Genomic DNA, 26,308 nt, shown 5'->3' with positions numbered 1-26,308 from the left:
GCAAAACTGCGCTGCATCCAGGGTCATCCTCTCTGTCAAACCCAGTGAATCATACCGAAAGCGTATCGTAAAGGACTTTTTCAGAGTTTCCTTAGTGGGGGTCGAGGGGGCGGAGGAGCCGAAGGTTCCAGCGATGCTCTTCATCGCTGGAATGGCTCCGGAGGGAAAGCCCCCCGCCTTGCTTGCCTCAAACGCCACCGGGTTGACAGAACGGTGCCGGGTTTCCATAAGCCGGGCAACCCGATTGAGCAGTTTGAGATAGACATCATGAAAATCCGTAATTCGCTTCGTTCCGCCAAGGCCCGTGACAAGAATTGTCGTGTGGTGCGTCGTCATGGTCGCGTGTATGTGATCAACAAGAAGAACCCGCGGATGAAGGCCCGCCAGGGCTGAGTCTGGCTGGTGCCGTCGGTTTGATCCGTGTGGCGTGGCTCCGGGCTGTGGTTTGGTGAGATGGCTGCGCGTGGTTTTGCCATGCGCGGCTCTTTTTTGTCGTGCCGGCGCGCAAGGCTGGGATCGATGAAAAATGGATCATGTCTTCTAGGCGTAATGGTCTGCTGGTGTTAGGCTCCCGCCATTAAGGGGAGATCGGCGTTGATCACTTTGCCAAAACCGAAACCGGATGTGCTGGCGCGGCGCGATGCCGTGCATGAGGGGTTGCGCGCGATCATGCAGGATCGCGGCGTGATCACCGATGCCACCAAGCTGAAACCGTACGAGACGGATGGGTTATCGGCCTATCGGCAGATGCCGCTGGCGGTGGTCTTGCCGGAAACGACCGAGCAGGTAGCTGCTGTGCTGCGGTTCTGCCATCAGAACGGGGTGCGGGTGGTGCCGCGTGGCGCGGGCACGTCGCTGGCCGGTGGGGCGTTGCCGCTCGAGGATGCGGTGGTGATCGGCATGATGCGGATGAACCAGATCGTCGAGGTGAATTATCGCGACCGGTATGCGGTGGTGCAGGCGGGTGTGACCAATCTGGGCATCACCAAGGCGGTCGAGGCGGATGGATTTTTCTATGCGCCCGATCCTTCGAGCCAGTTGGCCTGCATGATCGGGGGCAATATCGGCATGAATTCGGGCGGCGCGCATTGCCTGAAATACGGCGTGACCGCGAACAATGTGCTGGGCATCAAGCTGGTGACGATCGAGGGCGAGATTCTCGAATTGGGCGGCACGCATCTGGACACCGCCGGCTATGACTGGCTGGGCATCGTGGTCGGCAGCGAGGGTCAGTTGGGCATCGCGACCGAGATCACGGTGCGAATTTTGCGCGCGCCGGAGGGCACGCGGGCGATGCTGGCGGCGTTCGACGGCAATGAGGTTGCGGGTGCGTGCGTCGATGCGATCATTGCGTCGGGGATTATTCCGGTCGCGTTGGAGTTCATGGACCGGCCCGCGATCCATGCGTGTGAGGCGTTTGCCCATGCGGGCTATCCGCTCGATGCCGAGGCGATGCTGATCATCGAGGTCGAGGGGTCGGTGGCCGAGCAGGATTGGCTGCTGGGGCAGATCAAGGAAATTTGCGCGCGGTTCAACCCGATCAGTCTGAAAGTATCGCAATCGGCCGAGGAATCGGCCGCGATCTGGAAGGGGCGCAAGGGCGCGTTCGGCGCGGTGGGGCGGATTTCGCCGGATTATTTATGCATGGACGGCACGATCCCGACCAGTACGTTGCCGCTGGTGCTGCGGCGGATCGGCGAGATGAGCGTGCAGTATGGCTTGCAGGTGGCGAATATTTTCCATGCCGGCGATGGTAATCTGCATCCGTTGATCATGTTCGATGCGAATGATCCGACCAGCATGCACAAGGCCGAGGCGTTCGGCGCGGATGTGCTGCGGTTGTGCGTCGAGGTGGGTGGCTGCCTGACCGGCGAGCACGGGGTTGGCGTGGAAAAGCGGGATCTGATGAGCGTGCAGTTCACCGAGATCGAGTTGGAAGCGCAGCGGCGGGTGAAATCGGCGTTCGACCCGGAGTGGTTGCTGAATACCGCGAAGGTGTTTCCGTTGCAGGCCGGCACCGCATCGGCCGGGCCCGACGCGCTGCCGCACGCGGCGTGAGGCGGCCATGATCGCGCCGGACGACGAAGCGGGATTTGCTGCCGCGATCAATGCCGCGGTGGCCGATCGGGCGCCGCTCTCGATCGAGGGGCTGGGCAGCAAGGCCGGGTTTTTGCGCGAGATGCAGACGGCGGAGACGCTGAGCACACGCAACCACGCCGGCATTTCACTCTATGCGCCGCAGGAGTTGATCATCAGCGCCCGCACCGGCACGACGCTGGCCGCGCTGGAGGCGAAACTGGCCGAGGGTGGGCAGCATCTGATTGCCGAGCCGCCGCATTACGCGTTTCTCGATGCCGCGGACCAGACGATCGGCGGCGTGGTCGCGGCCAATCTGTCCGGCCCGCGGCGGGTGGCTTGGGGGGCGATGCGCGATCATCTGATGGGGATGCGCGCGGTGACCGGCCGGGGCGAGGTGGTTCGTTCGGGCGGCAGGGTGCTGAAAAACGTCACCGGGCTCGATCTGTGCAAATTATTCGCCGGCTCCTATGGCACTTTGGGGGTGATGACCGAGGTAACGCTGAAGGTGCTGCCGAAGCCGCAGGCGACCGGAACGGTCGTGCTGTATGGGCTGACGCCGGAGGTCGCGTCACGCGCGCTGGCGGTGGCTCTGGGATCGCCGTTTTCGGTCTCCGGCGCGGCGTTTCTGCCGCAGGAGGCGGCGATGGCGGTGGGGTATGAGCGCGCCATCACGATCGCGCGGATCGAGGATTTTGCCGATTCGGTGACCTATCGGGTCGGCCAATTGGGCGCGCTGTGGGCGAAGTTCGGCGCGGTCGAAACGCTGGAGACGGCGCAGAGTGTCGCGTTGTGGCGGGCGGTGCGCGATGCCGAACCGCTGCCGATCCAGCCGGGCGATGCGGTGTGGCGGGTCTCGGTCCGGCCGTCGCGCGGTGCGGCGGTGCTGGGAGCCGGGCATGGCGCCGGGTTGTTCGGCTACCTCGATTGGGGCGGCGGGCTCGCCTTCCTGACCGGGCCGGCGACGATGGCCGCGCATGAGGTGGTGGTGGGTGCGGCGCGGCGGGCCAAGGGCGATTGGTGGTTGCTGCGCGCGCCGCCCGAACTGCGCCGGTCGGTCGATGCGGTGCCGCACGAAGCACCGGCGCTGGCGGCAATTCGCCAGCGGGTGGTCGCCTCGTTCGATCCGGCCGGCATTCTCAACCCTGGCCGCCTGTTCGCGGCCTGAAACCGGAATTCGATGCAAACCAATTTCACGCTCGATCAACTGGCCGATCCGAACATCGCGGTCGCCGATAAAATCCTGCGCTCCTGCGTGCATTGCGGCTTCTGCACCGCGACCTGCCCGACCTTCGTGACCGTGGGCGACGAGGACGACAGCCCGCGCGGGCGGATTTATCTGATCAAGGACATGCTGGAAACCGGCGCGCCCGCGAGCACGCCGGTCGCGTTTCATCTGGATCGGTGCCTGTCGTGCCTGGCGTGCATGACCACCTGCCCCTCCGGCGTCGATTACATGCACCTGATCGATTATGCGCGCGTGCGGGTCGAGGAAACCTATCAACGGCCGGCGCATGACCGCGCCCTGCGCGCCGTGCTGGCGGCGGTTCTGCCGTATCCGGCGCGGATGCGCGCGGCCTTGCGGGCGGCATCGCTCGGGCGGTCGGTGCGTGGGATGATCGGGACGCGCGGCATGCTCGGGCAGCGCCTGCGCGCCATGCTCGACCTGGCACCCGGCGCGGTGGCGGGGCGGAGTTCGACCGAGCGGCCCGGCGTGTTCAAAGCGCAAGGTACACGGCGCGCGCGCGTGGCGTTGCTGGCCGGCTGTGCGCAGCAGGTGATCGACCCCGGGATTCATGATGCGACGATCCGGCTGCTGACGCGCATGGGGGTCGAGGTGGTGGTCGCGAAGGGGGCCGGGTGTTGCGGCGCGCTGACGCATCATCTGGGCAAGCACGATGCCGCGCTGGCGTTCGCGCGCGCCAATGTGGCCGCCTGGACCCGCGAGATCGGCGCCGGCGGGCTCGACGCGGTGGTGACCGACACTTCGGGCTGCGGCACGGTATTGAAGGATTACGGCTTCCTGCTGCGCGACACGCCGGAGGCCGAGGATGCCGCACGGATCGCCGGTCTGGCGGTCGATATTTCCGAATTGCTGGTCCGGCTGGAGTATCAACCGAGCGTCACGCCGCCGCCGGGCATGGTGATCGCCTATCACGCCGCGTGCTCCTTGCAGCACGGTCAGCGGGTGACCGAAGCGCCCAAGGCGCTGCTGCGGCGGGCCGGGTTTACGGTGGTCGAGCCGCGGGATCCGCATCTGTGCTGCGGTTCGGCCGGGACGTATAATATCCTGCAACCGGAAATGGCCGGGCGGTTGCGCGAGCGCAAACTCGGCACGATCGCGCCGCTGAAACCGGATGCGATCGTGGGCGGCAATGTCGGCTGCCTCACCCAATTGTCGGGCACCGCGATCCCGACGATCCACACCGTCGTGATGCTGGACTGGATGGCGGGCGGCCCGCGCCCGGAAACTCTGCCGAGCGACGCCACCATCGCGGCGACGCGGCCGCCTGCCGCCGTGGCGCAGGATGCCGAGGCGACATGGTCCTGATGGATATGTTCCTAAAATCTGATTCGTTTTAGATTCGTTAATATCTCGGCGCTAAATTGTTCCCATGATTGGGGGAACGATCACAGCAGGTGAATGCGAACCGGGCGCTTCGGGGCGTTGGCATTCGGCTTGGCTGTATGGGTTGATCGCGCTTGCCGGTGCTGTGATGGACATGGTGGCGACCAGCCGGAACGTGCCGTCGGTGCTGCATGGCGGGTTGATCGATCCCGATAGTTTCATGCGGCTGGTGCGGATCGAGCAGGGACTCCGGCTAGGGCATTTGGTGAACGTGGTGCAGCGGGATAATTCGGGCGCACCCCTGCTGATTGAATGGTCCCGCCTGTTCGATGCGATGATCGTGGCACTCGCCGCACCTTTGGCACCCTGGCTCGGCTGGCATAGGGCGTTGCTCATCGCCGGCGTGGCAACCGGGCCGCTGTCGGCCGGGTTTCTGAGCGCGGCACTCGCCTTTGCCGTGGCGCCGATCACCGGGCGCGGGGGGCAAAGCTGGCTATGGATCGTGCCGCTGGTCGGCCTGTTGCTGCCGGGCATTCGCGGCTTCGCGTCCTTCGGGGTGATCCATTATCACATCGCGCAACTCGCCGCCGTCGCGGCGACGGTGGGGTTTGCGATGCGCGCGGGCATCGCCGGGCGCGAACCCGGATTGCGTGCCGGGTGGCTGAGCGGCATCGCGGGCGGGTTCGCCTTGTGGCTGATGCCGGAGACCATGCCGTTCGTGCTGCTGTCCTTCGTGGCGCTGGGCTATGTGTGGCTGTTCCGACCGATCGGGCGCGAAATCCGCGCACTCGGCCTTGGCTTTGCCGGAATGCTGCTGCTGGCGCTGCTGATCGATCCACCGCACGGCGGGGTTCTGGCGGTCGAGATCGATCGATTGTCGATCATCTACGCCGCACTGGGAACAGCGGTCGCCGCCGCGGGGATTTTTCTGGCCGGGCTCGATCGGGCGCTGCCGGTCGGGCCGCAGCGCGGCTGGCTGGGCATCGCCGGTGCGCTGGCCAGCTTCGGGCTCTGGCTTGGTGTATTTCCCAGCGTCGCGCTGGGGCCGTACGCGCTGATTCCGCCGCAGGACATGGCGGTATTTTTCGGCCATATGTCGGAAACTCAGCCGGTGCACACGCTCGCCGAAGCCGCGATGCTGCTGGGACCGGGGCTGTTGGCGCTGCTGTTCGCCACCCACCGCGCCCGGCGCGCGCGGCCGGACCGGATGATCACCGGCCTGTGGCTGCTGGTCTGCACCGGCATCGCGCTCAGCGTGGCGCTCACCGCGCGCTTCGTGATTTTTCAACAATATCCCGCAGGATTCGCCGCTGCCCTGCTGCCCGTGGCACTGTGCGAGGCCTCGTCCCGCTGGGCCGCCCAGCCGCGCCGGGCGGCCAGCGCGCGGATCGGCACCATCATGCTGGTTCTGCTCGCACCCTACGCACCGAGCTTCGCACGCGCCGCCGGCGCATCGCCCACGCCAGACAAACCCCCTTCATGCCGGCTGCGCCACATCGCGCCGATGATGCGCGCCGCCGCTGGCGCCGTGGTGCTGAGCCCACCGGCCGACGTGCCGGAACTGCTCTACCGAACCCGGATCATCGCCGTCGGTTCGCTGTATCAGCACGGTATCGACGGCTATCTGCGCGCGTGGCACGCCTGGCGCGCACCGGCCGCAGCCGGCGAATCAGCCGCGTTTGCCGCGAGCGGCGCCCGGTTCGTCCTGTTCTGCCCCGGCGGTCCGCATGATCCGCTGGCCGATCATGCGCGGAAAACCGCACTATGGTCGATCCTCAGCGCCCATCATCCGCCATCATGGCTGACATTGGTGGCAGCCGACGGCAAGAACGGCTTCAGTCTGTATCAAGTCCGCAACCCACGCCGCGATCGTCGGAACCCCACCCGCGCCTGACGTCACCGATTGATCGTGATCTGGCGCATTTGGGCGAGGCCTAGTTCGGGGATGATGGCAAGGAGTGGGATTCCGGTATCGGCTTCGAGGACGCGGCCGAACAAAGCGCCTTTGCGGAAGAAATTGCCGAGGAGCATGATCATGACGCTGCCGAACAGGGCCAGCACGCCACCGGCCAGCATGATCAGTTTGCGCAGCGGGAACGGGTTGAGCGGCAGGGCGGGTGGCGAGAGGACGCGGACGTTGGCGCGTTTTTCGGCATCGACCTGTTCGACCAATTGGCGTTCACTCAGGGTGCGGGTGGCATCGGCGTAGTTGGCGGCGGCGAGGCTGCGTTGGCGTTCGAGCGTGCCGAGTTGGGCTTTCAACGCATCGAGTTTGGTGAGTTGCGCCGCGAGATGGGTGAGGCTGGTGTGGTCCTGCGCGGCGCGGGTGCGGGCGGCGGCGAGGGCGGCGCTGTCCTGCATCAGCTCGAGGTTGATCTGACCGTAAACCGGGTTCTGGCCGCTTTGCAGGCTGGAGGGCGCGCCATTGGCGGTGGCGTGGGCGAGCAGGGCGGATTCGGTCGCGATCTGGGCGCGCAGGTTTTGCGCCTCGGGACTATCGGCACGGTAGTTGCTCAGCATCGAGGCGAGCCTGGTGCGCAAGGCATCGAGGCTGGTGCGCAGGGCCATGGTCCGTTGATCGATATTGGTGCTCTGCTGCAGCGCGATCGAGGGTGGCACCGTGCCGTGGGCCCGATGCAGGGCGGCAAGGCTGGTGGTCAGCTGGGCGACGTTGGAGTTGGTCGCCATCAGGTCCTGTTCCATCTGGCCTTGCTGGTTGAGCAGGATTGATTCACGGGTCTGGAACTGGGTGACGTTGTGTGCCGTCTGAAACGCGGTGAGCCGCGCCTCGGCCGCGTTCAGGGCCTGGCGCTGGTCGGCGACGGCGCGGGCGACCGCGCGGGACTGACGATCGGTGAAGATGCTGCGGCGGCGTGCGAGGTAGAGTTTCTGCAGGGTCGCGACGACTTGCTGCGCGACCGCTGGCTTGGGGTTGCCGAAGCTGATGGTGATGACATCGTTATCGGCGCCGGCCACGGCATCGAGATGGCTTTCGAACACCGGGATCGCGCGTTCGATGATATCATCGGGTGCCGAGGGTTTGCGGGGGATGATCAGGTCGTGCACCGCGTGGATCAGGCGCAAGAACACATTGGGTTTGCGGACCATCGCCGGGTAGAGGGTTTTGACGCCGATTTCCGCGATGACGGCGTGGGCCAGCGCGGGGGCGCGGATGATGGCGACTTCGGAATCCATCATGTTTTCGAGCGAGAGTGCTTCGTTGGCGAGGGAATGCGAGCCGGCGGTGGGGCGAAACGTGTATTCATTACTCGGCAGCACGACCATCTGGGACGAGGCGACGTAATTCGGTTTGACGTAGAGCGCGATCGCGAGCGAGACCACCAGAACCAGCAGCACGAATTGCAACAGCCGCCGCCGCAGCTTGAAGCCGGTTTCGACCAGTTCGTGCAGATTATCGGCAGAGGTAAAGCGGTTGGTCATGGTTGACATGGCTGGACTACTTTCGGAGCGATGACACGAGAGGGACGAGGGCGCGGCTGGTTTGGGACCGGGATGCGGCGCGAGCGACGACAGCGGGCGGCTTGATGCGGGCGGCGCGCGGTTCGGCAAATCCGGAACAGGCGACCAGCGTGCCGGCGAGGACGAACAGGATGTTGCTCTTGGCGCCGAGTGAATTGCTGGTCGAGGCGACCACGATGATCAGCACCAGCATCACCCGGCCGAACAGCGGCACGCGGCGCCAGAGATCGTACAGCAGCGATAGAAAACCGAGCAGATAGACCGAAAAGCCGATCAATCCGAGATTGACGAAGGCGACCAGCCAGTAGTTTTCGATGCCGGTGAACGGGGGGTGGAGGCCGACCTCGGAGACCAGTTGCGGCAGGCGGTTCACCTCGATCCCGAGCAGCAACTCGCGGAAATTCATCAATCCCGGCACGAGGAACTGGATTTCGCGGACCTTGGCGCTGGTATCGACATAGTCCTGCTTGACGATACGATCGGCGATCGAGGTCTGGGTGATGACGAGCCAGGCGAGTGCGAAGCCCAGGATCAGGGCGCCGATGATGCCGAAGAGCTTGAGCATGGTCAGGCGGCGGTTGAACAGGTCGGCGGCGAGCGACCAGCCGCCGATTGCGAGCAAGGCCGCAACGGTTGCGACCAGATCCGCGCGGCCGCCGAAGGCGAACAACCCGACCAGGGACCAGCCGAGCAGAACCATGGTCACGATCGGGCGCAGGCGCATCTGCAGCAGCAGGAAAATACCCATCGATGTCATCATCGCGCCGGTCAGCGGGTGATCGTACAGCGCGACGCCGCGAAACACCGGGAACGGCGCCTTGTATTGATACGAGCCGATGTAGAGCCCGATCAGGAGGTGGCGGGTGAGGCTTTCGATGATCGCGATGGTGACGTTGATCATGAACAACGACAGCATGATCGCACCGAGAAGGCGGCGTTCGGCCACCGAGATATCGCACAGCACGAGCATCAGGATGCCGGCGGAGAGGTAGCTGTCGATCAGCGAGGCCGAACCGGTGACGCCGATCGTGATCAATGAATAGGCGATGCAGGCGATGAAGGCGATCACGAAGGTGGCGATCAGGCGGTTGGCGGCGAACAGGCGCAGCAGCGCGCCGAACGGGTCGCCGCCATCGAACAGGCGCACGGCGAGCGCGAGCACCGCGACATAGGTGGCCGGGTTGATCTTGACGATCGGGTTGCCGCCGGGAATGTCGTAATGGATTCCCAGGATCATCAGCAGATTGGCCGAAATGGTCAGTTGCATGACCAGCGAGAGCATCGCGAGCGCAACACTCAGGCGTGGCGCGGTTGGCGCGGCATAGGGCGTCGGGGTGGGGCGGCGCATTGGTCGCAGGGCGCGCGGGGCGGTGATGCTCATGGCGAACGGCCCCGCAGATCGGCGACAATGGCGCCGGCGAAGCGGAACGCGCCGAGACCGTAGCGCCCGGCGAGGCGGCGCGGTTCCTGGATGAGGCGCCAGAGCCATTCGGCGTGCAACGTCTGCACCACCGGTGGTGCGCGGCGCACCAGACCGAGCGCCATTTTGACGCCCTGACCGACGCAGAGCGCCCAGCAATCGGGTAAGGCATTGTGGTAACGATCGATAAAAATCTCGCTCTGCGGCGCGCCGACTCCCATGACCAGCAGGGTCGGCCGGTGCCGCGCGATGGCCGAGGCGAGGTGCTCGCAGGCCGATGGTTGGGTGATGAAACCGAGCGGCGGGATGCTGGTTGCAACCTGATCGGCGATGCCGTGCGTGTGCGCCCAGGTTTCGACGGCGCGGGCGGTCTCCGGGCGGTCGACCACGAACAGCAGGCGGGCGGCGGGATCGGGGGCGTGCATCAGCCGGGCGATCAGGCCCGATCCGGTGACACGATGGGCAGGGTGGCCGCGCAGCCGGGCGTAGTAATGGACCGGAAACCCATCGCAGAGAATGATGGCGGCGCGGCGATAGGCAGCGCGGAACGCGGGGTTGCGACGGTATTGAACGATATGGTCGAGATTGGGCGTGACGACCAGGGATGCCCCCGCGCCAATCGGCGAGGGCGCGGCGATGCGCGCGGCGGCGGCCGCTTCGTCGAGCGCGCTGGGCACAAAGCCAAAAATCGGGCGCGCAGGCGGTTGCACTGCCAAGGACATAAATGAATCAAAATTTTTTTGCTGCTTTTTTTTCAAAAAAAGCAGACCTTGCTTCTGATCACGGGTCACGGCCGCACCCGATCGAACAAAGCGACATACGCGCCTGCGGAAGCGGTGACGGTGTAGTGATCGGCGCGGGCGCGCAAGGTTTCCGCCGACCAGCGTTGCCGCAGATCAGGGTCGAGCGCCGCGGCCAGGCCGTCGATATCGCCGGGTTGCACCAGGCTGCCGTAGCGACCGTGGCCGAGAATTTCGGCGGGGCCGTGCGGGCAATCGGTGCTGATCACCGGGGTGCCGCAGGCCATGGCTTCCACCAGCACGTTGCCGAACCCTTCGTAGCGCGACGACAGGACGAAGCCAGCGGCGGCGGCGAACCAGGGCTGCGGGTTGGCGACGTAGCCCGGCATCAGCACATCGTCACGGATGCCGAGTTCTTCCGCCAGGGCTTCGAGCGTCGGGCGGAGCGGACCTTCGCCGAGAATGACCAGCCGCATCGGGCGGTGCGCGCGGGCGCGGGCGAAGGCGCGCAGCAAGGTTGCGTGATCCTTCTGGCCGACCAGGCGCCCGGCGGTGATGAACAGGGGCCGCGTGGCGGTTTCGTCGACCCAGGGGTGGTCGAGCGGGGCGGCGGCGCGGGCGTGGAGCCTGGCATCGACCACCGGATTGTTGATCACTGTGATCCGGCCGCGATCGAGCCGAGCGCAGGTGACCAGATCATCCGCGACGCCGCCGGATACCGCGACGATGCCGGCGGCGCGGGGCGCGAGCAAGCGGTAAGCGAGCGGCAGCAGGCGGTATTTCAGGCTGGGCATCGCCCGCGCTTCGGCGCTCAGGGCGTTGTGCTGGGCGATGATCAGGCGGGTCGTTGACCGTGTGGCACCGAGCCGGGCGATCAGGCTCGCGAGGGTCGCGATCAGGTTGTTGTGATCGAGATTGGCGAGCAGGATGTCGGGATTATGGGTTCGCAGATAGCGCACCAGCGGTACGAGATCGGCAATGGTGCGGGTGGTCGCGAAATTGATCACCGTGAGGTCGGGCGGGAGCGCCGCGCGCAATTCACCGGCATCGGAATGAACCAACAGGGTGACCGCGATGCCGGCCGCGCGGAAGGCGCCGATCAGGCTGAGGGTCGCGTGTTCGACACCGCCGCTGCTGAAATCGTGCATATAGATGGCGAGCGTCAGCGGCGCGGCCTTGCGGCGGGCGGGCGGGAGGCGGGAGTCGATCACGGCGCGGTAGGCGGCGAGGCTGGCATCGATCGTGAAATCGCCGGCGCGACGGCGCAGATCGGCGCGGCTCTGGCAATCATCGAGCGTGCGGTCGATCGCCGCGGCGATCGCCGGGGCATCACCGACCGGGACGAGCGTGCCGAACGCGCCATCGGCCAGGATTTCGCGCGGGCCGACCGGGCAGTCGGTCGCAACGACTTTGGTGCCGCTGGCGAGCGCCTCGACGATGACGTTGCCGAAGCCTTCGAAGCGCGAGGTGCTGACGAAAACATCGGCCTGGGCCAGCAGGGCGGGCAGGCTCGGTGAAAAGCCGGGCATTTCGACGTCGCCGGAGATGGCCAGATCGGCTGCCAGAGTGGTCAGCCGCGCGCGCTCGGGACCTTCGCCGGCGATGATCAGACGCGCTTGCCGGTGGGCGCGGAGCAGGGCGAACGCTCGAAGCAGCGTGGCAAAATCTTTTTCGGGTGCCAGACGACCGGCGGCGACGATCAGCGCGGGGCCGTTGGGACCGGTATTCCGTAGGTCGTCGGCCGAGGTGGCGCCGGCTTCGACGACTGGGTTGAAGATGGTGTGGATCGTGGTGCCGGCCGGCAGGAGCGCACGAAATTCGGCGGCGATGCCGCTGGAGGCGCAGACGCGCACATCGGCCATCGGATAGCAGGCCCGTTGCAGGAGCGGCAGGACACGGTAGCGAAGACTGGCATGAGCGGCGATCAGCAGGGCGATCGGTGCGTGTTCCGTAACCACCACGACAAGGCGCCGGCGGTACTTGATCCGCGCGATCAGCCCGGCGGCGATGGCGGCGAGGTTGTTGTGCGGCAGGGCGGCGATGAGGGCATCCGCTTGCCACGCCACCGCACGTCGCGCCAGTGCGAAGGGGCTGGCGCGGGTGTGGCGGACATCAAGCGTCATCAGTTCGACGCCCGGAGGCACCGCAATGGCCGTATCGCCGGTGACTGCCGCCTGCACCACGATCGCGACACGGTGGCCGGCGGCGGCGAACGCACCAGCAAGCCGCACCAGCGCAATCTCTGCGCCGCCGATCGTCAGCGCGGGCAGGAAGAGCATGACCGATGCGGGCGGCGTGGTCGCGGCCGATGCGGGTACCACCGCTTCATGCGCGGCGCGCACCATGCCGCCATGGTCCAACGGCGGGTTCACGATGTGAGCCGCAGGGTGCGGGGGCGAGCGAACAGGCGGCGGTTGATTTTACCGGCCACCACGCGCGGATCGAACACCAGGCGCTTGCCATCCACCAGGCAGCGATCGCCATCGGCGGAAATGGTGTGCAGCCCGTGGGGGAACGTGCCGCCGGTGTCCGGGGCGATGCGGCAGACGATGCGTTCGGCAAAGGCGTCCGGCGTCAAGGTGGTGATTTCGGTGATGACCAGCGCGCCGCCGTAGGTTTCGGTGCAGTCCTGCGCCGGGCGGTAGAGGCCGTCGCGATGGCGGAACGGCGTCCCGCCGCTGCGCGCGGTGCGGCGGCCGGTGACGACCGGGTTCATGCCGTGGGGGTGCCAGGGACCTGCCGGCTGATCGGCATAGTAGATGCACAGGTTATTGTCGGTGCCGTAAGCCAGATCGGTTGCCGCGATCCAGAGGCGTGCATCGGCTTCGAACATTGTGGCGTCAACCAGGCGCCGGTCCGGGGCGATGGTGGCGACGCGTTCGAGGTTCCAGCCGCGATCGAGACGATAGAGCACGGTGGGGCCACACGCGGCGGACTCGGGGAGCAGATACGTCTCGCCATCATATTGAAAGACGAACGGATAGGACCGATGGCCGCCATCGTTGAGCAAGGTGCGGACCGGGGTGAACCGGCCATCGGTTTCGCGCAGGGCAACGATATGGCCGATGCCGGTGGTGAGGGGCACTTCCTCGCACAGCACGAGGCCGGTGCCGGGCCAGACGAACGGGTCGGCGCGGTAGGCGGCGCCACGCGCCGGTTCGAGCCAGCGGACTGGACCGAGGGCGCCACGTTCCAGAACCTCGCCGATCGACCGGTCGCAGATGCCGATCGACCACCACTCGCACAGCAAGCGGTCGCGCCAACGGCTGCGGAAACCCCGCGGCGGTTCGGTATGGGTCAGGGTGGTGCTCACACCTGTTCCTGGAGCGCGAATATCCGGCGGAATCGGCCGATCGCGACGCCGCGCAGGCCGGCCAGATCGAGCACGATAAGCATGACAGCGTATGAAACGACGCTTTCGGCCATGACGGCGCCCAGATGCAGCCATGGGTCGGTCAAATCGATCATGCGCGCGAAGACGATCATCGGCAGCAGGGCGGTGGCGACGCGTGCGATATCGGCTGGGGGCAACCAGAGCGGAAACACCCGGCGGGCGAGCAGCGCGCTGATCAGGCATTGCAGGCTGAGGCAGCCGAGCGCCGCCCATGCGGCGCCGAGCACGCCGAAGCGGGGGATCAGCACGACATCGATGCCAAGATTGAGCACCGCGAACGGGCCGTAGGCCAGCAGCATCAGATCGGAGCGGCGGGCGAGGTGGTAGGCGTGATCGATGAAATGGGCCGACATCATGCGGATCAGCGCGGTTGCCGCGACGATCGGCAGGAGTGCGACGAGTCCGGTGCGAAACGCCGGGCCGACGGTGATGCCGGCGAGTTGCGGGGCGATCAGCATGAGACCAACGCAGGCCGGTGCCGCGACCGCGAGCAGCAGGATGCCGTTGAAACCGAGTTGCGCCCGCGCCGCTTCGACCCCTTCGTCTTCGAGGGTGCGGACCACGCGCGGAAATGTGGCCGTGGTGATCGCGATGCCGGCGAGAGCGGTTGGGCGATCGACCAGGACGGTGGCAACGGTATAGATACCCAACGCCTGGGCACCGGCGAGGCCGGCGACCATGAAACGGTCGCCATATTGCAGCGCCGCGCCGACCGAATAGGTGAGGGCGAGCGGGGCGGAAAACACCCAGGCATTGCGTTGCAGGGTACGATCGAAACGTCCCTCGACGAAGGCGCGCCAAAAGTCGCGCGCGCCGATCCCCAGCATCGCGGCAGCGCCGATGATCAGGCCGAGCATGACGTTCTCAGCGGTCGGGCCACGCAGCACGACCAGCAGGACGCCGGCAGCGAAGCCGATGATCGCCTGACCACATTCGACGACTGAATAGGACCCGGAAGCATCGCTGGCGCGGCGCACCGCCTGGCCGGCCGAAAGCGTCGCACGCAGCAACAGCAGCGGCAGCGCGAGCCACAGTACCGGCAGCAGTTTCGAGGGCAGCGGGGCGAAGATCAGCACGGCCGCTGCCAGCGCCGCCGCGATCAGGCCGACCACGATGACGCCGATATAGCTGGTTCGGATCAGATCGGATGTGGCACCTTCGCGCACCGCGACCGGATAGAACCGCACGATCGACAGGCTGAGCGTGTAGAACAGGGAGACCTGGACCACCATCAGCGCCGTGAACGCCAGGCTGTAGCGCCCGTATTCCGCCGGTGAGAGCAGTCTGGTGTAGGCCAGAACGACACCGAGCGAGACCAGTGCTGGAATGATCGTGGCGGGCAGATAGCCTGCGATCAGTCCTTGCAGGTTGCGGCGCGGTGGGCTCGATTGATGCGGTCGGGCCGTCAACCGCGTCCCCCCAGCCAGCGCGGCCGATAACTGCGTTCGCGGTTGAACACCGCGCCCAGCACCTGCCCGCCGACCAGCGTGATCGCATCGCGCGCGGCCATGACATCGCGTGCCGAGGATTGCGTGGCGGCGGCGACCAGGGCAGTGCCATCGCAATGCCGCGCGATGGTGACGGCTTCGGGTGAGCGGCCAAGGGCCGGGCAATCGACGACGATGGCGTGGTAATCCCGGCGCAGGTCGGCGAGGCGTTCATTGAGGCTGATCGCGAGAGGGTCCGAGAAATGGTGCGGTTCCCGCCTGATGGTGGCGGCGAACAGGAATGCGGTTTCGGTTGGGACCGGTTCGATCGGGCCGGTCGCGGTATGGGCGGCGCCCGCATCGATCAACAGGACTGGGCGACGGTAGGACTGGGCGGCGGCGAGCGCGAAGCCCGCCGCGATGGTGGTGGTGCCGGCGCCGGGATGCGGGGCGACGAACTGGATGACGAAGCTACGGTCGGGGATGCGCAGGGTTTCGATCGTCTGGAACAGCGCAATGAAGCCGTAGGGCAGCGGTTCGGTATGGATTGCGGTCGCGGTGGTGAGCGGCCGCGCGATGGCGGGATCGGGTGCGGGATCAAAAAATTGCGGTTTCGCATGATCCGGGGAGATGTGGCTGTTCATGGGTTCAACACTCTTGCAGGGGCGGCAGGTTCAGAAGGCCTGATCGTCGCGGATGATGCAGCCGATGGTGCGAAGCAGGATCACGATGTCGAAGCCGAACGACCAGTTTTCGATATAATAAAGGTCGTGGTCGACCCGGTTTTGCAGGGCATCGACGCTGTCGATGATGCCGCGCCGGCCGTTGATCTGGGCCCAGCCGGTGATGCCGGGCCGCACGGCGAAGCGGTCGGGATAGTCCGGCACCAGAGCCTCGAGCTTCATGCCGGCGACGGTCATGGCGGCGGCGTGCGGGCGCGGGCCGATGATCGACATATCGCCGCGGAGGACATTGAAGATCTGGGGCAGTTCATCGAGGCTGTGGCGCCGCAGGATCGCGCCCAGGCGGGTTACCCGACGATCGTTACGCTCGGTTTGCAGGGGTGCGTCCGGTTGATCGGGTTGGGATGATGCCGATGCTGCCATGGTGCGGAATTTGAGAATTTCAAACAAGGTACCGCCGCGGCCGACGCGGAGCTGGCGGAACAGGACGGGGCCGGGCGAATCGAGCCGGATCAATGCCGCGATGATGAGCATGACCGGTGCGATGATCAGCAGGACGAGGGCGCCAACGATCAGGTCGAACAGGCGCTTCTGCACCATGCCGATCGGGGACAGCCGTGTCGTGTCGCGTTGCAGCACGGGCACGCCGCCGAGCGTGGTGAAGCCGGCGGCAGGATCGCGCCGCAGTGACAGGCCGGGCAGCGCCACCGTGGCGACGCCGCAGCTTTGCGCCGCCGCCGCGATGACGGCGATATCGGCCTGCGGAACCTGCGGCAGGGGGACCAGAACCGCATCGATGTTTTCCCGCTCGAGCAGGGCGGTCAGCCGGACGCGATTGCTAAGCGCGCCTGACTGGGCATCGGGCCCGAACAGCTCGATTGCCGGATCGCGGTAATCGAGGCTGGTGACGAGGGCGATCGATGTTTCCGCGTGCAGCTGGGTCAGCAGGCGGCGGCTGGAATCGAGGGCGCCGATGAACAGCACGCGCGGGATCGCGCGGAGAGCGAAGCGCGGGCGGATGGCAGCCCAGGCCAGACGACCGCCGAGCAGGGCAGTGAGGCCAGTGACGAACAGAATGGTCAGTTCGGACGGCACCACGCCGATGTGGCGCAGGCGTTGCGGTTCGATGCTGCGCGCCAGCGTTGCCACCACGACCGTTGCCCCGAACGCACCGATCCAGGCCCCGGTGAGACGGAATGGCTGGAACGGCGCGAACAGCAAATGATGAGTGGTGTAGAACTGGCGCTGCGTAAGGATCAGCACACTGAACAGAGGCAAGCCGATCATGGCGGCCCAGCTCGCCCCGCCGAGGCTGACGGCGGGGCGGAACGACAGAAACGCGACGATCACGACGCAGGCGATGAGAGCGGTCTCGATCATTGCGGCGAGAAGCGAAAGACCGGCACCGGGCGGTGCGCGCCTGAGTGCCGGCTTCGCAAAAGAAGTCGACTGAAATGGCCCGGTCTGAGTCGGGTACGGTTCTTTCGGTAATGCCGCCGCCTCATTTTGAAATGGCACGAAAGTCTCCTCGGCTGCGGATAGCCGCAAACGCTAAAATAACTTCCACGGAAGCCTAACGTTCCCGCTGAAAATCAGTCTTTTTTGATTTAAAGTGCAGTACAGCAATGAGTTTACGCATACCTAACGTACGACCTCAGAGCAATAGAAATAATGTAAATAAATATCTAATTAATATCGATAATAATATGTTATTCGATAAATTAGATAATTTACGCTGAAATCGGCATTAATTCTATAAATTAATACACTTTATCTGGTGATGATCATCGCGGCACCTCGGTGTTTAACGGCAGGAGTTGCCGCCAGGCCACGGATTGCGCCGGCCGCAAGGCGCCCGCAGCGTTGAGCGTACCGTCGGGCGCCTGGCGGGGTAGGTAGCCCCAGACCCACCAGTCCCCCGGCACCGGCTGCTCGCCGGGCCGAAAGGTTGGGCCACCCTCCGTTCCGTCCTTGCCGTTCATGTAGCCGAGCAATGTCGCGGCCCAGGCACGGGCGTTGGTGGACCGCATGCTGCTGCCCATTTCGCCGACCCAGACCGGTGCGATGTGCTGTGTTACCAGATAGCCCCAGGTGCGGTTCATCTGCGCGATGGCGGCGGGACCGGAGTCGGGGCGGACATCTGAAATCTCGGTCGGGTATTCGTGCACCGAGTAGACGAGCTTGTGCGGAATCGTCAGTTTCACCGGAATCCGGCCGGCGAGCGTGAGGTCGCCGGCCGGGGCGGGACCACGATCGGCGAAGGAGGTGCGGTAATTCTGCGGGCCTTCCACGATGATCAGGGCACCGGGATCGACCGCCTGGATCGCATCGCCGACGGTTTGCGCCATGGCGTGGATATCGGTCGGGCCGCCGCCGCCCCAGGTGATGTGCCCGTTGGCTGTCGGTTCGTTATCGAGATCAAAGCCGATCACGGTGGGGTTGGTTGCGAATGTCCGGGCGATCGTGACCCAATCTGTCTGGAATTGCGCGGCGGTGACGGTGCCGACCACGCCGGCACCGTTGGTGTCGTTGGTGCCGGGGCCGCGATCGAACCACAGGCCGTTGCGCTGCTGGGCGCCGAACCCGTCGCGCGGGTTGGTGAAACCTTCATCGTTATGATGATCGATGATGACTTTCAGGCCGGACCGGCTCGCGGCGGCGACGATCTGGATCAGCAGGCGCCGGGCCGCGGCGAGATCGGCATCGTCCCAGGAGACGCGCACGGTATTGAAGCCGGCGGCGGCGATGGCGGCGACGGTGGCTTGTATGGCGTTGAAGTGCTGGTTCCAGCCGACGCTGGCGATGCGGACGTCATGACCCGCGGCATCGATGATCTGGCTGCCCCTGGTGCTGAGATAGCCCTGGGGCAAGCGCGTGTCGCGGGCTGGGGCGGCGGCCAGGGCGGCGGCCAGAGCGGCGGCGGGCGGTTGCGCCATCATCGGCGGCGACCCTGGTCGATCCAGCCGGCGGTGAGCGAAACCGCGCCCGCGGCGACGGTGACACCCAAGGCGAAGCCGGCAATCGTGTCCGAGACGAAATGGAAATCGGCCGCGATCAGGCCGATTATGACCAGTACGATGGCGCCGCCCCAGAGCGGGCGATAGCGCGGGGCAAGCAGCCAGAGCATCGCCATCGGGGCGGTGATGGCGGTGGTGTGGCCGGATGGAAACGAGGCGTAGCTGCTGCCGCCGTGGAAGGGGAAAAACCCGAAGACATGGTCGTTCAGGTATGACGGATGGTCGTGAATGCCTGGAAACGGGTAGGATTGCGGCCAGACGCGGCCGAAATCGAATTTCAGCTGATTTTTGATCATGATGGCGACCAATGTGGCCAGCGCGATCGCCAGGACCATCCGGCCGGTGCGGTTGAGCGGGATACCGCACCAATGGGCGACGACGATGCCGACCAGTGCGATCGTGGCCAGGGGTGACGGCAGGTTGGCCATGGCGGCCATGGCGATGAAGGGCAGGCGGTCATGGACGTGGACGGCCATGAACCGGGCGACGGGGCGGTCGATATAGGTGATCGCGACCAGAATCAGCCCAATTGTTGCAACGGCACCGGCGACGCCACGACGTAGCGCGGGACCCGCGCGGACGACGGTACGATCAAGCTGTTCCGACACTGATGGCCACCTCCGGCACGCGATGCACATCGGTGTGCTTATGACAGCGATCGGAGCGATGCAAAGCGGTGAGCATCGCAATCGGGTGCGACGGGTGAAAATCGTTGCACGGTTCATTTCCGGTATGCTAACGGAAAAATAAAGATTGGGCACGTATTTTTATTTGTTTACTCATTATTTTTTTATGAGAATTATATAAATGATTAGACGGTCATCTGTAAAAGATTGTTTTCTGGTCTGTCCGGTCTCCGCCGTTGGCGGCGGCATGGGGCAGGTCGTGTCGTATCTGATGCATGGTTCGTCGGTCGATATGCCGCTGCGTCTGGTCGCGATCGACGCGCGGGGGCCGGGATCGGTGCTGTGGTCGCCCTACTATATGAGTGTGGCGATCGGCCGGATCGTGATTGCGGCGGCGCGCGGGCGGCTTGGGCTGGTGCATGTCCATGTGGCTGAGCGGGCCAGCCTGGTGCGAAAGGGTTTGGTCGCGTTGGCGGCGCGGATGATGGGCGTGCCGGTGCTGTTGCACCTGCATGCGGCAGAAATTCAGCCGTTTTACGATCGGTTGCCGGGGTGGGGCCGTTGGCTCGCGCGGGGCGTGTTTCGGCGTGCGGATTTGTGCGTCGTGCTCGGGACCGGATGGCGCGACTGGCTGATCGACACCATCGGGGTGGCACCGGACCGGGTGGTGGTGGTGCGAAACGGCGTGCCGATGGTGGCGGCACCGCGGCTGGGGGATCGGTCCGGCCCGTTTCGGATTTTGTTTCTGGGCAATCTGACGCCGCGCAAGGGGGTTGGTGATCTGCTCGTGGCGTTGGCCAGCCCGGTTCTGGCGGCAGCCGACTTCGAGGCGGTGTTCGCCGGCGGGGGTGAAGTGGACACCTATCGGCGGCAGGCGGCGGAATTGGGTCTGGATGCGCGGGTTTCGTTCACCGGCTGGGTCGACCGGGCACAGGCAGCCGCTCTGACCGCCGCTGCCCATGTCCTGGTGCTGCCTTCGTACCATGAGGGTCTGCCGTTGGTGATTCTTGAGGCACTTGGGGCCGGAACGCCGGTGATCTGCACGCCGGTCGGCAGCATTCCGGAAGTGCTCGACGATGAGACGACGGCGCTGTTCGTACCGCCCGGCGACAGCGAGGAGATGGCGCGGGCATTGCGCCGGTTGATCGACGATGCGGCGTTGCGCGCCAACCTCGCAGACGCGGGGCGCAAATTATATAGCCGTGAATTCACCATGGACGCATTTGTTGGGCGCATGGCAGCGCTATATCGAGAATTAATCACAGCAAACGTGTAACTGTGTCATATTTTGAATGTATTATCTATTATATAGATGAACAATATAATTATTTCGTTTGATTCCGCGCTTTGTTGATGATATTTAATGATCGGCTGGTCAGATGGACGTCATTTACGCAACGATTGATCGATCGATTAGGGATTTATCTGATCACGTTACAATAAATAGATATTCTGACACTGTATAATTGATTTTTACAAAAATTGGCATATTTTCATGAGAACACTTGATGTCGCTATTGTAGGTGCCGGTCCTTATGGGTTGTCGCTCGCCGCAGAACTGGATCGTCACAGCCTCGATGTTTGTGTGTTCGGTTCCGCCATGGCGTTTTGGCGCGATAACATGCCGCCCGGGACGAAGCTGAAGTCGGATGGTCAGTCATCCGATCTGCCGGCACCAGGTGCGGGATTTCCGATCAGCCGGTATCAGACCGAGACAACCGGCACGTTCGAGGCGACCCGGCCGATCCCGGTTACCGAGTTTTATGACTACGGCCTTCGGTTTCGCGACCGGGTGGTGCCGCGCGCCGACCCGCGCATGGTTCGTGATGTCCGGCAGGCCGGCAGCGATTTTATCGTGACGCTGGACGACGGGTCGCACGTGACGGCGCGGAATGTCGTGATCGCGGTTGGCGTGGCGTCCTTCCCTCATCTGCCGGAGCCGCTGGCCGGGCTGCCCGCGGGGTATGTCTCGCACAGCGTGCAGTATGGACCGGTGGCAGCGTTGGCCGGCAAGCGGGTCGCGGTGGTGGGTGCCGGTGCCTCGGCGATCGATGTCGCTGCCGCGCTGCATGAAGCGGGGGCGGACACGCAGATCATTACGCGGCGCGCGACAATCGCGTTTCATCACCCGCCGGCGCGCCGGCCGTTGCGCCACCGGGTCCGCCGGCCGGACACCGGGATCGGCGGTGGTTGGGATTTGTGGTTCTATGCCAATTTTCCGCAGCTGTTTCATGCGCTGCCGGAGGCGATGCGGCTGCGCATCGTTGCGAACACGCTGGGGGCGGCGCCGGGCTGGTTCATGCGTGAACGGATCGAGGGGCGGGTACCGATGCGCACGGGCATGACCATGCTGGCGGTCACCGGCGCGAACGGGGTTGTGACGTTCGACTTGCGGGACCGGCAGGGTGCGAAACACCAGATCGAGGTGGACCACGTGGTTGCCGCGACGGGATTCCGGCCTGACGTGGCGCGGTTGGACATGCTCGATCCGGCGTTGGCCGCGGGCATCCGCACCGCAGGCACGGCACCGGCCTTGTCGCGCCGGTTCGAGACCTCGGTACGCGGACTTTACATGATCGGGCCGATCGCAGCACCGAGCTTCGGCCCGGTGATGCGATTTGTGTTCGGCGCCCGGTCGACCACGCCGATTCTGGCACGGCATCTGGCGGCACAATGTGAACGCGCGAAGCCGGCGGCGGCGCTGCGGCGTGTCGGGCAGGCGGCGTATCGCCAACCAGGCGAATGAGCGACGTCAGTTTTCGCACGGCCGCGATCGTGGCCGACGGCACGGCACCGGTGGCCGCGTGGCCACGACCAGCCGCCGCCGCGCCACGCAAATTGCGCGGCTTGCTGGTGTGCGGGCTGTTTACCCTGCCGTATCGCGCGATGCGCTGTGCGGTTGCGGCGGGCGTGTCGGTATCGGTGCTCGGCAATGCCGGGTCCGATGGGCTGCGACGTTCGCGGTTGTGTGCGCGCTACACAAAAACGACGCGCGCGTTCGATGGCACGTGCGATGACGGGATGATCGCCACCGTGAACGCGGCGATTGCGCGGGACGACATCGATTTCGTGTTCGCCGGCGATCAGCCCAGCACGCGCTCGTTGATTGCGATGGCGCCGCATTTGTCCGCACCGTGCTTTCCGATGCCTGATCTCGCGACGTTTGATCTGCTGAACGACAAGGCGCGCTTCACCGAACTTTGCCAGACGCTGGGGATTCTGTGCCCGCCGACCCAGGTGTTTGCCGCTCGGGGCGCGCTGCTCGCGAGCCTGGCAAGGGGCGAGACGCCGGTGCCGGCGGTGATCAAGCCGTTGTCGCTCGACGGCAACCGGGGTGTGACCGTGGTTGAGAGCGCGGCCGCGGTGATTGCAGCAACGATCGATTATCGGCCGGTGCTCGTGCAGCGGTTTATTGAAGGGGCGGATATCGGCGCATCGGTGTACGCCGAGCGGGGGCGGGTGCTCGGCTATATCTGTCATCGGTTGCGCCGGGCGACCTATACCGCGCTCGATCTGCCGGTGGTGTTCGATGCGCTCAGCCGGATCGTGGCGGCGACCGGCACGACCGGGATTTTGAATTTCGACATGAGGCTCGATCCGGCGGGGCAAGTGCACTTTCTGGAGTGCAATCCGCGGGTGTTTTACAAAATGCCGCTGTCGATGCTGCTCGGGGTGAATTTCACCGCACTCGGGCTCGCGGCCATGACGGGCGGCGCGACGGATGCGCGGATGGTGCCACCGGGCAGCGCGGTGCGGTCGATGAAGGCGATCCTGGCGGCGCTGCCGACGCCGTGGCGGATCACGCGGCGCGACATTGCGATGCTCGGTTATATTCTGGCCGATCCGGTGCCGTATATCCGGGAAAATCTGCGGATCGACTGGGAAGATCGATCCTACTGAACAGGTTTTGATAACCGCACGGGCGCGGCGTTGCGGGCGCTATGCGATCAGCGACGCTTTCTGAACCTTGCCCGTCGCGCCCATGGGAAGCGCTGCCGCCAACCGGATTTCGGCGGGCCGCTTGTAGTCGGCCAGGCGGTTCGCGGTGTAATCGATCAGATCGGGCAGGTGCAGCGTGATGCCGGCCGCGGGCTCGACGAAGGCGATGATGTCCTGATGCGCCCCATCGCCGCGGCCGATCACCGCCGATTGGCGGACGCCGGGATAGGCGTTCAGGACGGCTTCGATCTCGGCCGGGTAAATCTTGAACCCGTAGCGGATGATCTGTTCCTTGCTGCGACCGACGATGAAAAGATGGTCGTTCTCGAATTTCGCGAGGTCGCCGGTATCGAACCAGCCATCGGCATCGAGCACGGCGGCGGTGGCGGCTTCGTCGCGGTAATAGCCCGCCATGACGGTGGGGCCGCGGAGGTGCAGGGCGCCGATGCCGCCGGCCTCGCCAACCAGGCGGGCGTCGAGACCAGGGAGCAACATGCCGACCGAACAATCACGACGGGGCTGGTCGATGCGGGTCTGCGCGATGGTGGGGGCGCATTCGGTGATCCCGTAGCCGTTGTTCAGGACCATGCCGAAACAGGCTTCGACCGCGGCTTTCACTGCCGGGTCGAGCGGCGCGCCGGCGCTGGCAATCAGGCGGAGGTGATGGGGGGGCAGAACCGACATGCCTTGCAGCGCGGCGTATTCGGCGAGCAGCGCGAACATCGACGGTGCGCCGATGATCATGGTGACATGGTCATGCAGGACCGCCCGCAGCGCACCTGGCGGATCGAACCGTGGGGCGAGCATGATGGTGCCGCCATAGGTGAGCGTGCCGAGCATGACGCCGGTGAACCCGAGGATATGGCTGATCGGCAGCACGGAATAGACGATGTCGGCGGGGCTGATGGCACGGATCGCGCCGGACGCGCGTGCCGAAATCATCAGATTGCGATGGGTCAGCATGACGCCCTTGGGCCGGCCGGTGGTGCCCGAGGTGTAGATGAGCGCTGCGACATCCGCGTTGGGTTCGGGCGGGGCATGGTGGGTGGTTTCGGCCAGGGCGATCGGCCCGAGGCCTTCGATCGTGAGGGGTTGAGCCTTGCAGCGCTCGGCGTGCTGGCGCGCACGGCCGGTACCGGGATTGGCGAACAGCAGGCAGGTTGGCGTGGCGTGGCGGGCGATCTCGTCGATTTCCCGGTCGGACAGGCGGGGGTTGAGCGGGACGACCCAGGCGCCGGCGAGGCTGGCGCCCAGCATGAGCGCGACCATGGCGGCACCATTATCGCCGAGCACAGCCACCCGATCGCCCGGTTGGCTTCCGCGGGACAGCAGCGTGTTGCGCACCATGATGATGGCTTGGTTGAGCTGGGCGTAGGTCCAGGTGCCGGCGCCATCGACCAGCGCGATCTGATCGGGGGCGTGGGCAGCCCACCACGCGACCGGCGCGGCCAGATGATTGAAGTCCGGCGGTGCGAAACGGCTCATGCGGGGTGCTGGTTCGCCCGGCCGATCGTGCGGGACAGCAGGACGGCAAGGTCGGCGGCATGATCATCGAGCATGGTGACGTGGTCGCCCGGTACCATCTGGACGTCGAGACGGGGGATCAGACGTTGCCACACCGCGCGGGGATGGGTTGGCAGGAACACCGAAGCGATTTCGGGCCTCATGAAGGTGACCGGATGGTTGAAGGCGGTCGGTTGGTAATGATCGATCGCGACCGAGGCGGCATCGAACACGGCGCGGATATCGGGCGTGGCGCCATCCGGTGCGGCGAGCCATTGGCGGCGCGACGAGGTGGATTCGGGGCCGCTGGCACCGAGCCCGAGACGGGTGCGGCAATAGGCGAGGCGCGCCGGCCAATCGGACGATCGCAGGACGCCGATCTGGTGGCGGATCCGCCGGAGGCGTACGTCGAGCGCCTGCCGGCGCGGCCAGCGCTGCGGGTGGGGGTAGGAGTCGAGCAGCACGACGCTGCCCACCGGGGTATCGGCCGCAAGCAGGCGGCGGGTGAGTTCGAGCGCAACCATGCCACCGAAGGAATAGCCGATCAGGTGAACGATCTGGTTGGGAAACTTTGCCAGGATCAGGCTTGCGTAGGCATCGGCCATGGATTCGACGCGGTCGAGCGGTGTTTCGGCGCGCTCGAGTCCATAGGCACGCAGGGCAATGACGCTGTGGTGCGTTTCGATCAGGCTGCCAAGGCTCAACAGATCGAACACGTGGCCACCGACACCGTGGATCAGGACGACCACACCGCTGCCGGGCTGCGCTGCCTTGATGGGGACAATGCAGGATGAAGCTGATGGCATTGTGCTGGCGTTGGCGATGCGGGTTGCGAGGGCGGCGATGCGCGGGGCATCGTAGATCGTGGTGAGGGCCATCGCGCAACCGAACCGCTCCTCGACGGCGCCAAACAGGGCCAGGGCGCTCATCGAGTCGCCGCCCAGATCGAAAAAATCGTCATCCGATCGTGGTACCGGCACGCGCAGGATCGAGCTGACCTCATCGCACAGCCAGCGAAGAATGGTGTCGGTCTGCTCGCCGGCCACGCGGGCCACGTGATCAACGACGAACATGACGCTCATCGATCGGACAAGTTGACTGCGCGTTGGCCCGATCATCGCGATCGAATTTCAGGAGAGCTGTAATTAAAAGTTGCATTAAGAGCCCTAACAGTCGCAGAAGTCGTAAAATACAGCACGAGATTCGTTATTTATTGATTCTGTCTTTGAATAATCGGTGTATAACAAGATTACGCTCCGATTGCACGACTAACTTTTATAAAAAATGACATCCAATTGGTTATTTTTTGACATGATGTTGATAATATAATATTTTGTCTTTTTAACTAAATCGAGTGCAGACCTAGTCCGCAGGATCTTGATTGCGATTCTCACGAAAGCCGGCGTTTCGGTCGACTATAAGGCACGGGTGCAG

The 26,308-nt window shown here is 65.1% G+C and carries 20 protein-coding genes; 8 read left to right on the top strand and 12 right to left on the bottom strand.

Translation table 11 applies throughout. The features are described 5' to 3' along the window. Nucleotides 1–267 precede the first annotated feature (267 nt). From ykgO to BW994_RS10765, 5 genes are all read left to right on the top strand, one after another. Entirely contained in the window at nucleotides 268–393 is a 126-nt protein-coding gene (gene ykgO / locus BW994_RS10785; RefSeq protein ID WP_076454557.1) for a type B 50S ribosomal protein L36, read from the top strand. Between the two features lie 201 nt (nucleotides 394–594). Next, a complete protein-coding gene (locus BW994_RS10780) occupies nucleotides 595–2,058 on the top strand; it encodes an FAD-linked oxidase C-terminal domain-containing protein (RefSeq protein ID WP_029312129.1) in 1,464 nt (487 codons plus the stop codon). Between the two features lie 7 nt (nucleotides 2,059–2,065). Further along, complete coding sequence (locus tag BW994_RS10775; RefSeq protein ID WP_029312130.1) at nucleotides 2,066–3,244, top strand: FAD-binding protein; 1,179 nt, start codon at nucleotides 2,066–2,068, stop codon at nucleotides 3,242–3,244. A 12-nt stretch (nucleotides 3,245–3,256) separates the two neighbouring features. Continuing rightward, nucleotides 3,257–4,627, top strand: a complete 1,371-nt coding sequence (gene glcF, locus BW994_RS10770; RefSeq protein ID WP_029312131.1) for a glycolate oxidase subunit GlcF — start codon at nucleotides 3,257–3,259, stop codon at nucleotides 4,625–4,627. 142 nt (nucleotides 4,628–4,769) lie between these two features. Next, nucleotides 4,770–6,539, top strand: a complete 1,770-nt coding sequence (locus tag BW994_RS10765) for a hypothetical protein (protein WP_139334078.1) — start codon at nucleotides 4,770–4,772, stop codon at nucleotides 6,537–6,539. 2 nt (nucleotides 6,540–6,541) lie between these two features. Here the strand turns inward: BW994_RS10765 and BW994_RS10760 are convergent, their stop codons facing one another. The 10 genes from BW994_RS10760 to BW994_RS10705 all read right to left on the bottom strand — a co-directional run bounded on the left by BW994_RS10760 (nucleotide 6,542) and on the right by BW994_RS10705 (nucleotide 19,414). Then, complete coding sequence (locus BW994_RS10760; RefSeq protein WP_029312133.1) at nucleotides 6,542–8,095, bottom strand: GumC family protein; 1,554 nt, start codon at nucleotides 8,093–8,095, stop codon at nucleotides 6,542–6,544. A gap of 7 nt (nucleotides 8,096–8,102) precedes the next feature. Beyond that, nucleotides 8,103–9,506, bottom strand: coding sequence for a VpsF family polysaccharide biosynthesis protein (locus BW994_RS10755; protein ID WP_029312134.1), 1,404 nt, complete (start codon nucleotides 9,504–9,506; stop codon nucleotides 8,103–8,105). Beyond that, nucleotides 9,503–10,267 carry a WecB/TagA/CpsF family glycosyltransferase gene (locus tag BW994_RS10750; RefSeq protein WP_139334077.1) on the bottom strand — a complete coding sequence of 255 codons (765 nt, stop codon included), beginning with the start codon at nucleotides 10,265–10,267 and terminating at the stop codon, nucleotides 9,503–9,505. Before BW994_RS10750 ends, BW994_RS10755 begins: the two co-directional genes overlap by 4 nt. A gap of 65 nt (nucleotides 10,268–10,332) precedes the next feature. Further along, nucleotides 10,333–12,657: a glycosyltransferase gene (locus tag BW994_RS20425; RefSeq protein WP_139334076.1), complete on the bottom strand. Its 2,325-nt coding sequence runs from the start codon at nucleotides 12,655–12,657 to the stop codon at nucleotides 10,333–10,335. Continuing rightward, the gene (locus BW994_RS10730; protein WP_029312136.1) at nucleotides 12,654–13,598 is read right to left on the bottom strand and encodes a glucosamine inositolphosphorylceramide transferase family protein; all 945 of its coding nucleotides are present in this window, start codon (nucleotides 13,596–13,598) and stop codon (nucleotides 12,654–12,656) included. The genes BW994_RS20425 and BW994_RS10730 overlap by 4 nt, the downstream gene beginning before the upstream one ends. Next, nucleotides 13,595–15,088: an oligosaccharide flippase family protein gene (locus BW994_RS10725; RefSeq protein WP_029312137.1), complete on the bottom strand. Its 1,494-nt coding sequence runs from the start codon at nucleotides 15,086–15,088 to the stop codon at nucleotides 13,595–13,597. The genes BW994_RS10730 and BW994_RS10725 overlap by 4 nt, the downstream gene beginning before the upstream one ends. Beyond that, nucleotides 15,085–15,750: a P-loop NTPase family protein gene (locus BW994_RS19675; RefSeq protein WP_029312138.1), complete on the bottom strand. Its 666-nt coding sequence runs from the start codon at nucleotides 15,748–15,750 to the stop codon at nucleotides 15,085–15,087. Before BW994_RS19675 ends, BW994_RS10725 begins: the two co-directional genes overlap by 4 nt. A gap of 30 nt (nucleotides 15,751–15,780) precedes the next feature. Beyond that, nucleotides 15,781–17,307: a sugar transferase gene (locus BW994_RS10715; protein WP_139334075.1), complete on the bottom strand. Its 1,527-nt coding sequence runs from the start codon at nucleotides 17,305–17,307 to the stop codon at nucleotides 15,781–15,783. 266 nt (nucleotides 17,308–17,573) lie between these two features. Beyond that, nucleotides 17,574–18,728, bottom strand: coding sequence for a glycoside hydrolase family 5 protein (locus BW994_RS10710; RefSeq protein WP_051657383.1), 1,155 nt, complete (start codon nucleotides 18,726–18,728; stop codon nucleotides 17,574–17,576). Then, nucleotides 18,725–19,414, bottom strand: coding sequence for a phosphatase PAP2 family protein (locus tag BW994_RS10705; RefSeq protein ID WP_029312141.1), 690 nt, complete (start codon nucleotides 19,412–19,414; stop codon nucleotides 18,725–18,727). The genes BW994_RS10710 and BW994_RS10705 overlap by 4 nt, the downstream gene beginning before the upstream one ends. A 265-nt stretch (nucleotides 19,415–19,679) precedes the next feature. Between BW994_RS10705 and BW994_RS10700 the strand changes: the two genes are divergently transcribed. The 3 genes from BW994_RS10700 (at nucleotide 19,680) to BW994_RS10690 (ending at nucleotide 23,332) form a co-directional block, all read left to right on the top strand. After that, on the top strand, nucleotides 19,680–20,708 hold the full coding sequence (locus BW994_RS10700) for a glycosyltransferase family 4 protein (protein ID WP_051657384.1): 1,029 nt from the start codon (nucleotides 19,680–19,682) through the stop codon (nucleotides 20,706–20,708). Between the two features lie 219 nt (nucleotides 20,709–20,927). Next, the gene (locus tag BW994_RS10695; protein WP_029312143.1) at nucleotides 20,928–22,178 is read left to right on the top strand and encodes an NAD(P)-binding domain-containing protein; all 1,251 of its coding nucleotides are present in this window, start codon (nucleotides 20,928–20,930) and stop codon (nucleotides 22,176–22,178) included. Continuing rightward, on the top strand, nucleotides 22,175–23,332 hold the full coding sequence (locus BW994_RS10690; RefSeq protein ID WP_029312144.1) for an ATP-grasp domain-containing protein: 1,158 nt from the start codon (nucleotides 22,175–22,177) through the stop codon (nucleotides 23,330–23,332). The genes BW994_RS10695 and BW994_RS10690 overlap by 4 nt, the downstream gene beginning before the upstream one ends. 39 nt (nucleotides 23,333–23,371) lie before the next feature. Here the strand turns inward: BW994_RS10690 and BW994_RS10685 are convergent, their stop codons facing one another. Together BW994_RS10685 and BW994_RS10680 are read right to left on the bottom strand one after the other, a co-directional pair. Beyond that, complete coding sequence (locus BW994_RS10685) at nucleotides 23,372–24,856, bottom strand: class I adenylate-forming enzyme family protein (protein WP_035229027.1); 1,485 nt, start codon at nucleotides 24,854–24,856, stop codon at nucleotides 23,372–23,374. Beyond that, the gene (locus BW994_RS10680) at nucleotides 24,853–25,956 is read right to left on the bottom strand and encodes a thioesterase domain-containing protein (protein ID WP_029312146.1); all 1,104 of its coding nucleotides are present in this window, start codon (nucleotides 25,954–25,956) and stop codon (nucleotides 24,853–24,855) included. Before BW994_RS10680 ends, BW994_RS10685 begins: the two co-directional genes overlap by 4 nt. Between the last annotated feature and the right edge of the window lie 352 nt (nucleotides 25,957–26,308).

Source organism: Acidiphilium rubrum (genome assembly GCF_900156265.1).
In the GTDB taxonomy this organism is placed as follows: Bacteria; Pseudomonadota; Alphaproteobacteria; order Acetobacterales; family Acetobacteraceae; genus Acidiphilium; species Acidiphilium rubrum.
Note: the sequence above shows the minus strand (reverse complement) of the source record. Positions and strands in the feature narration are given on the sequence as shown.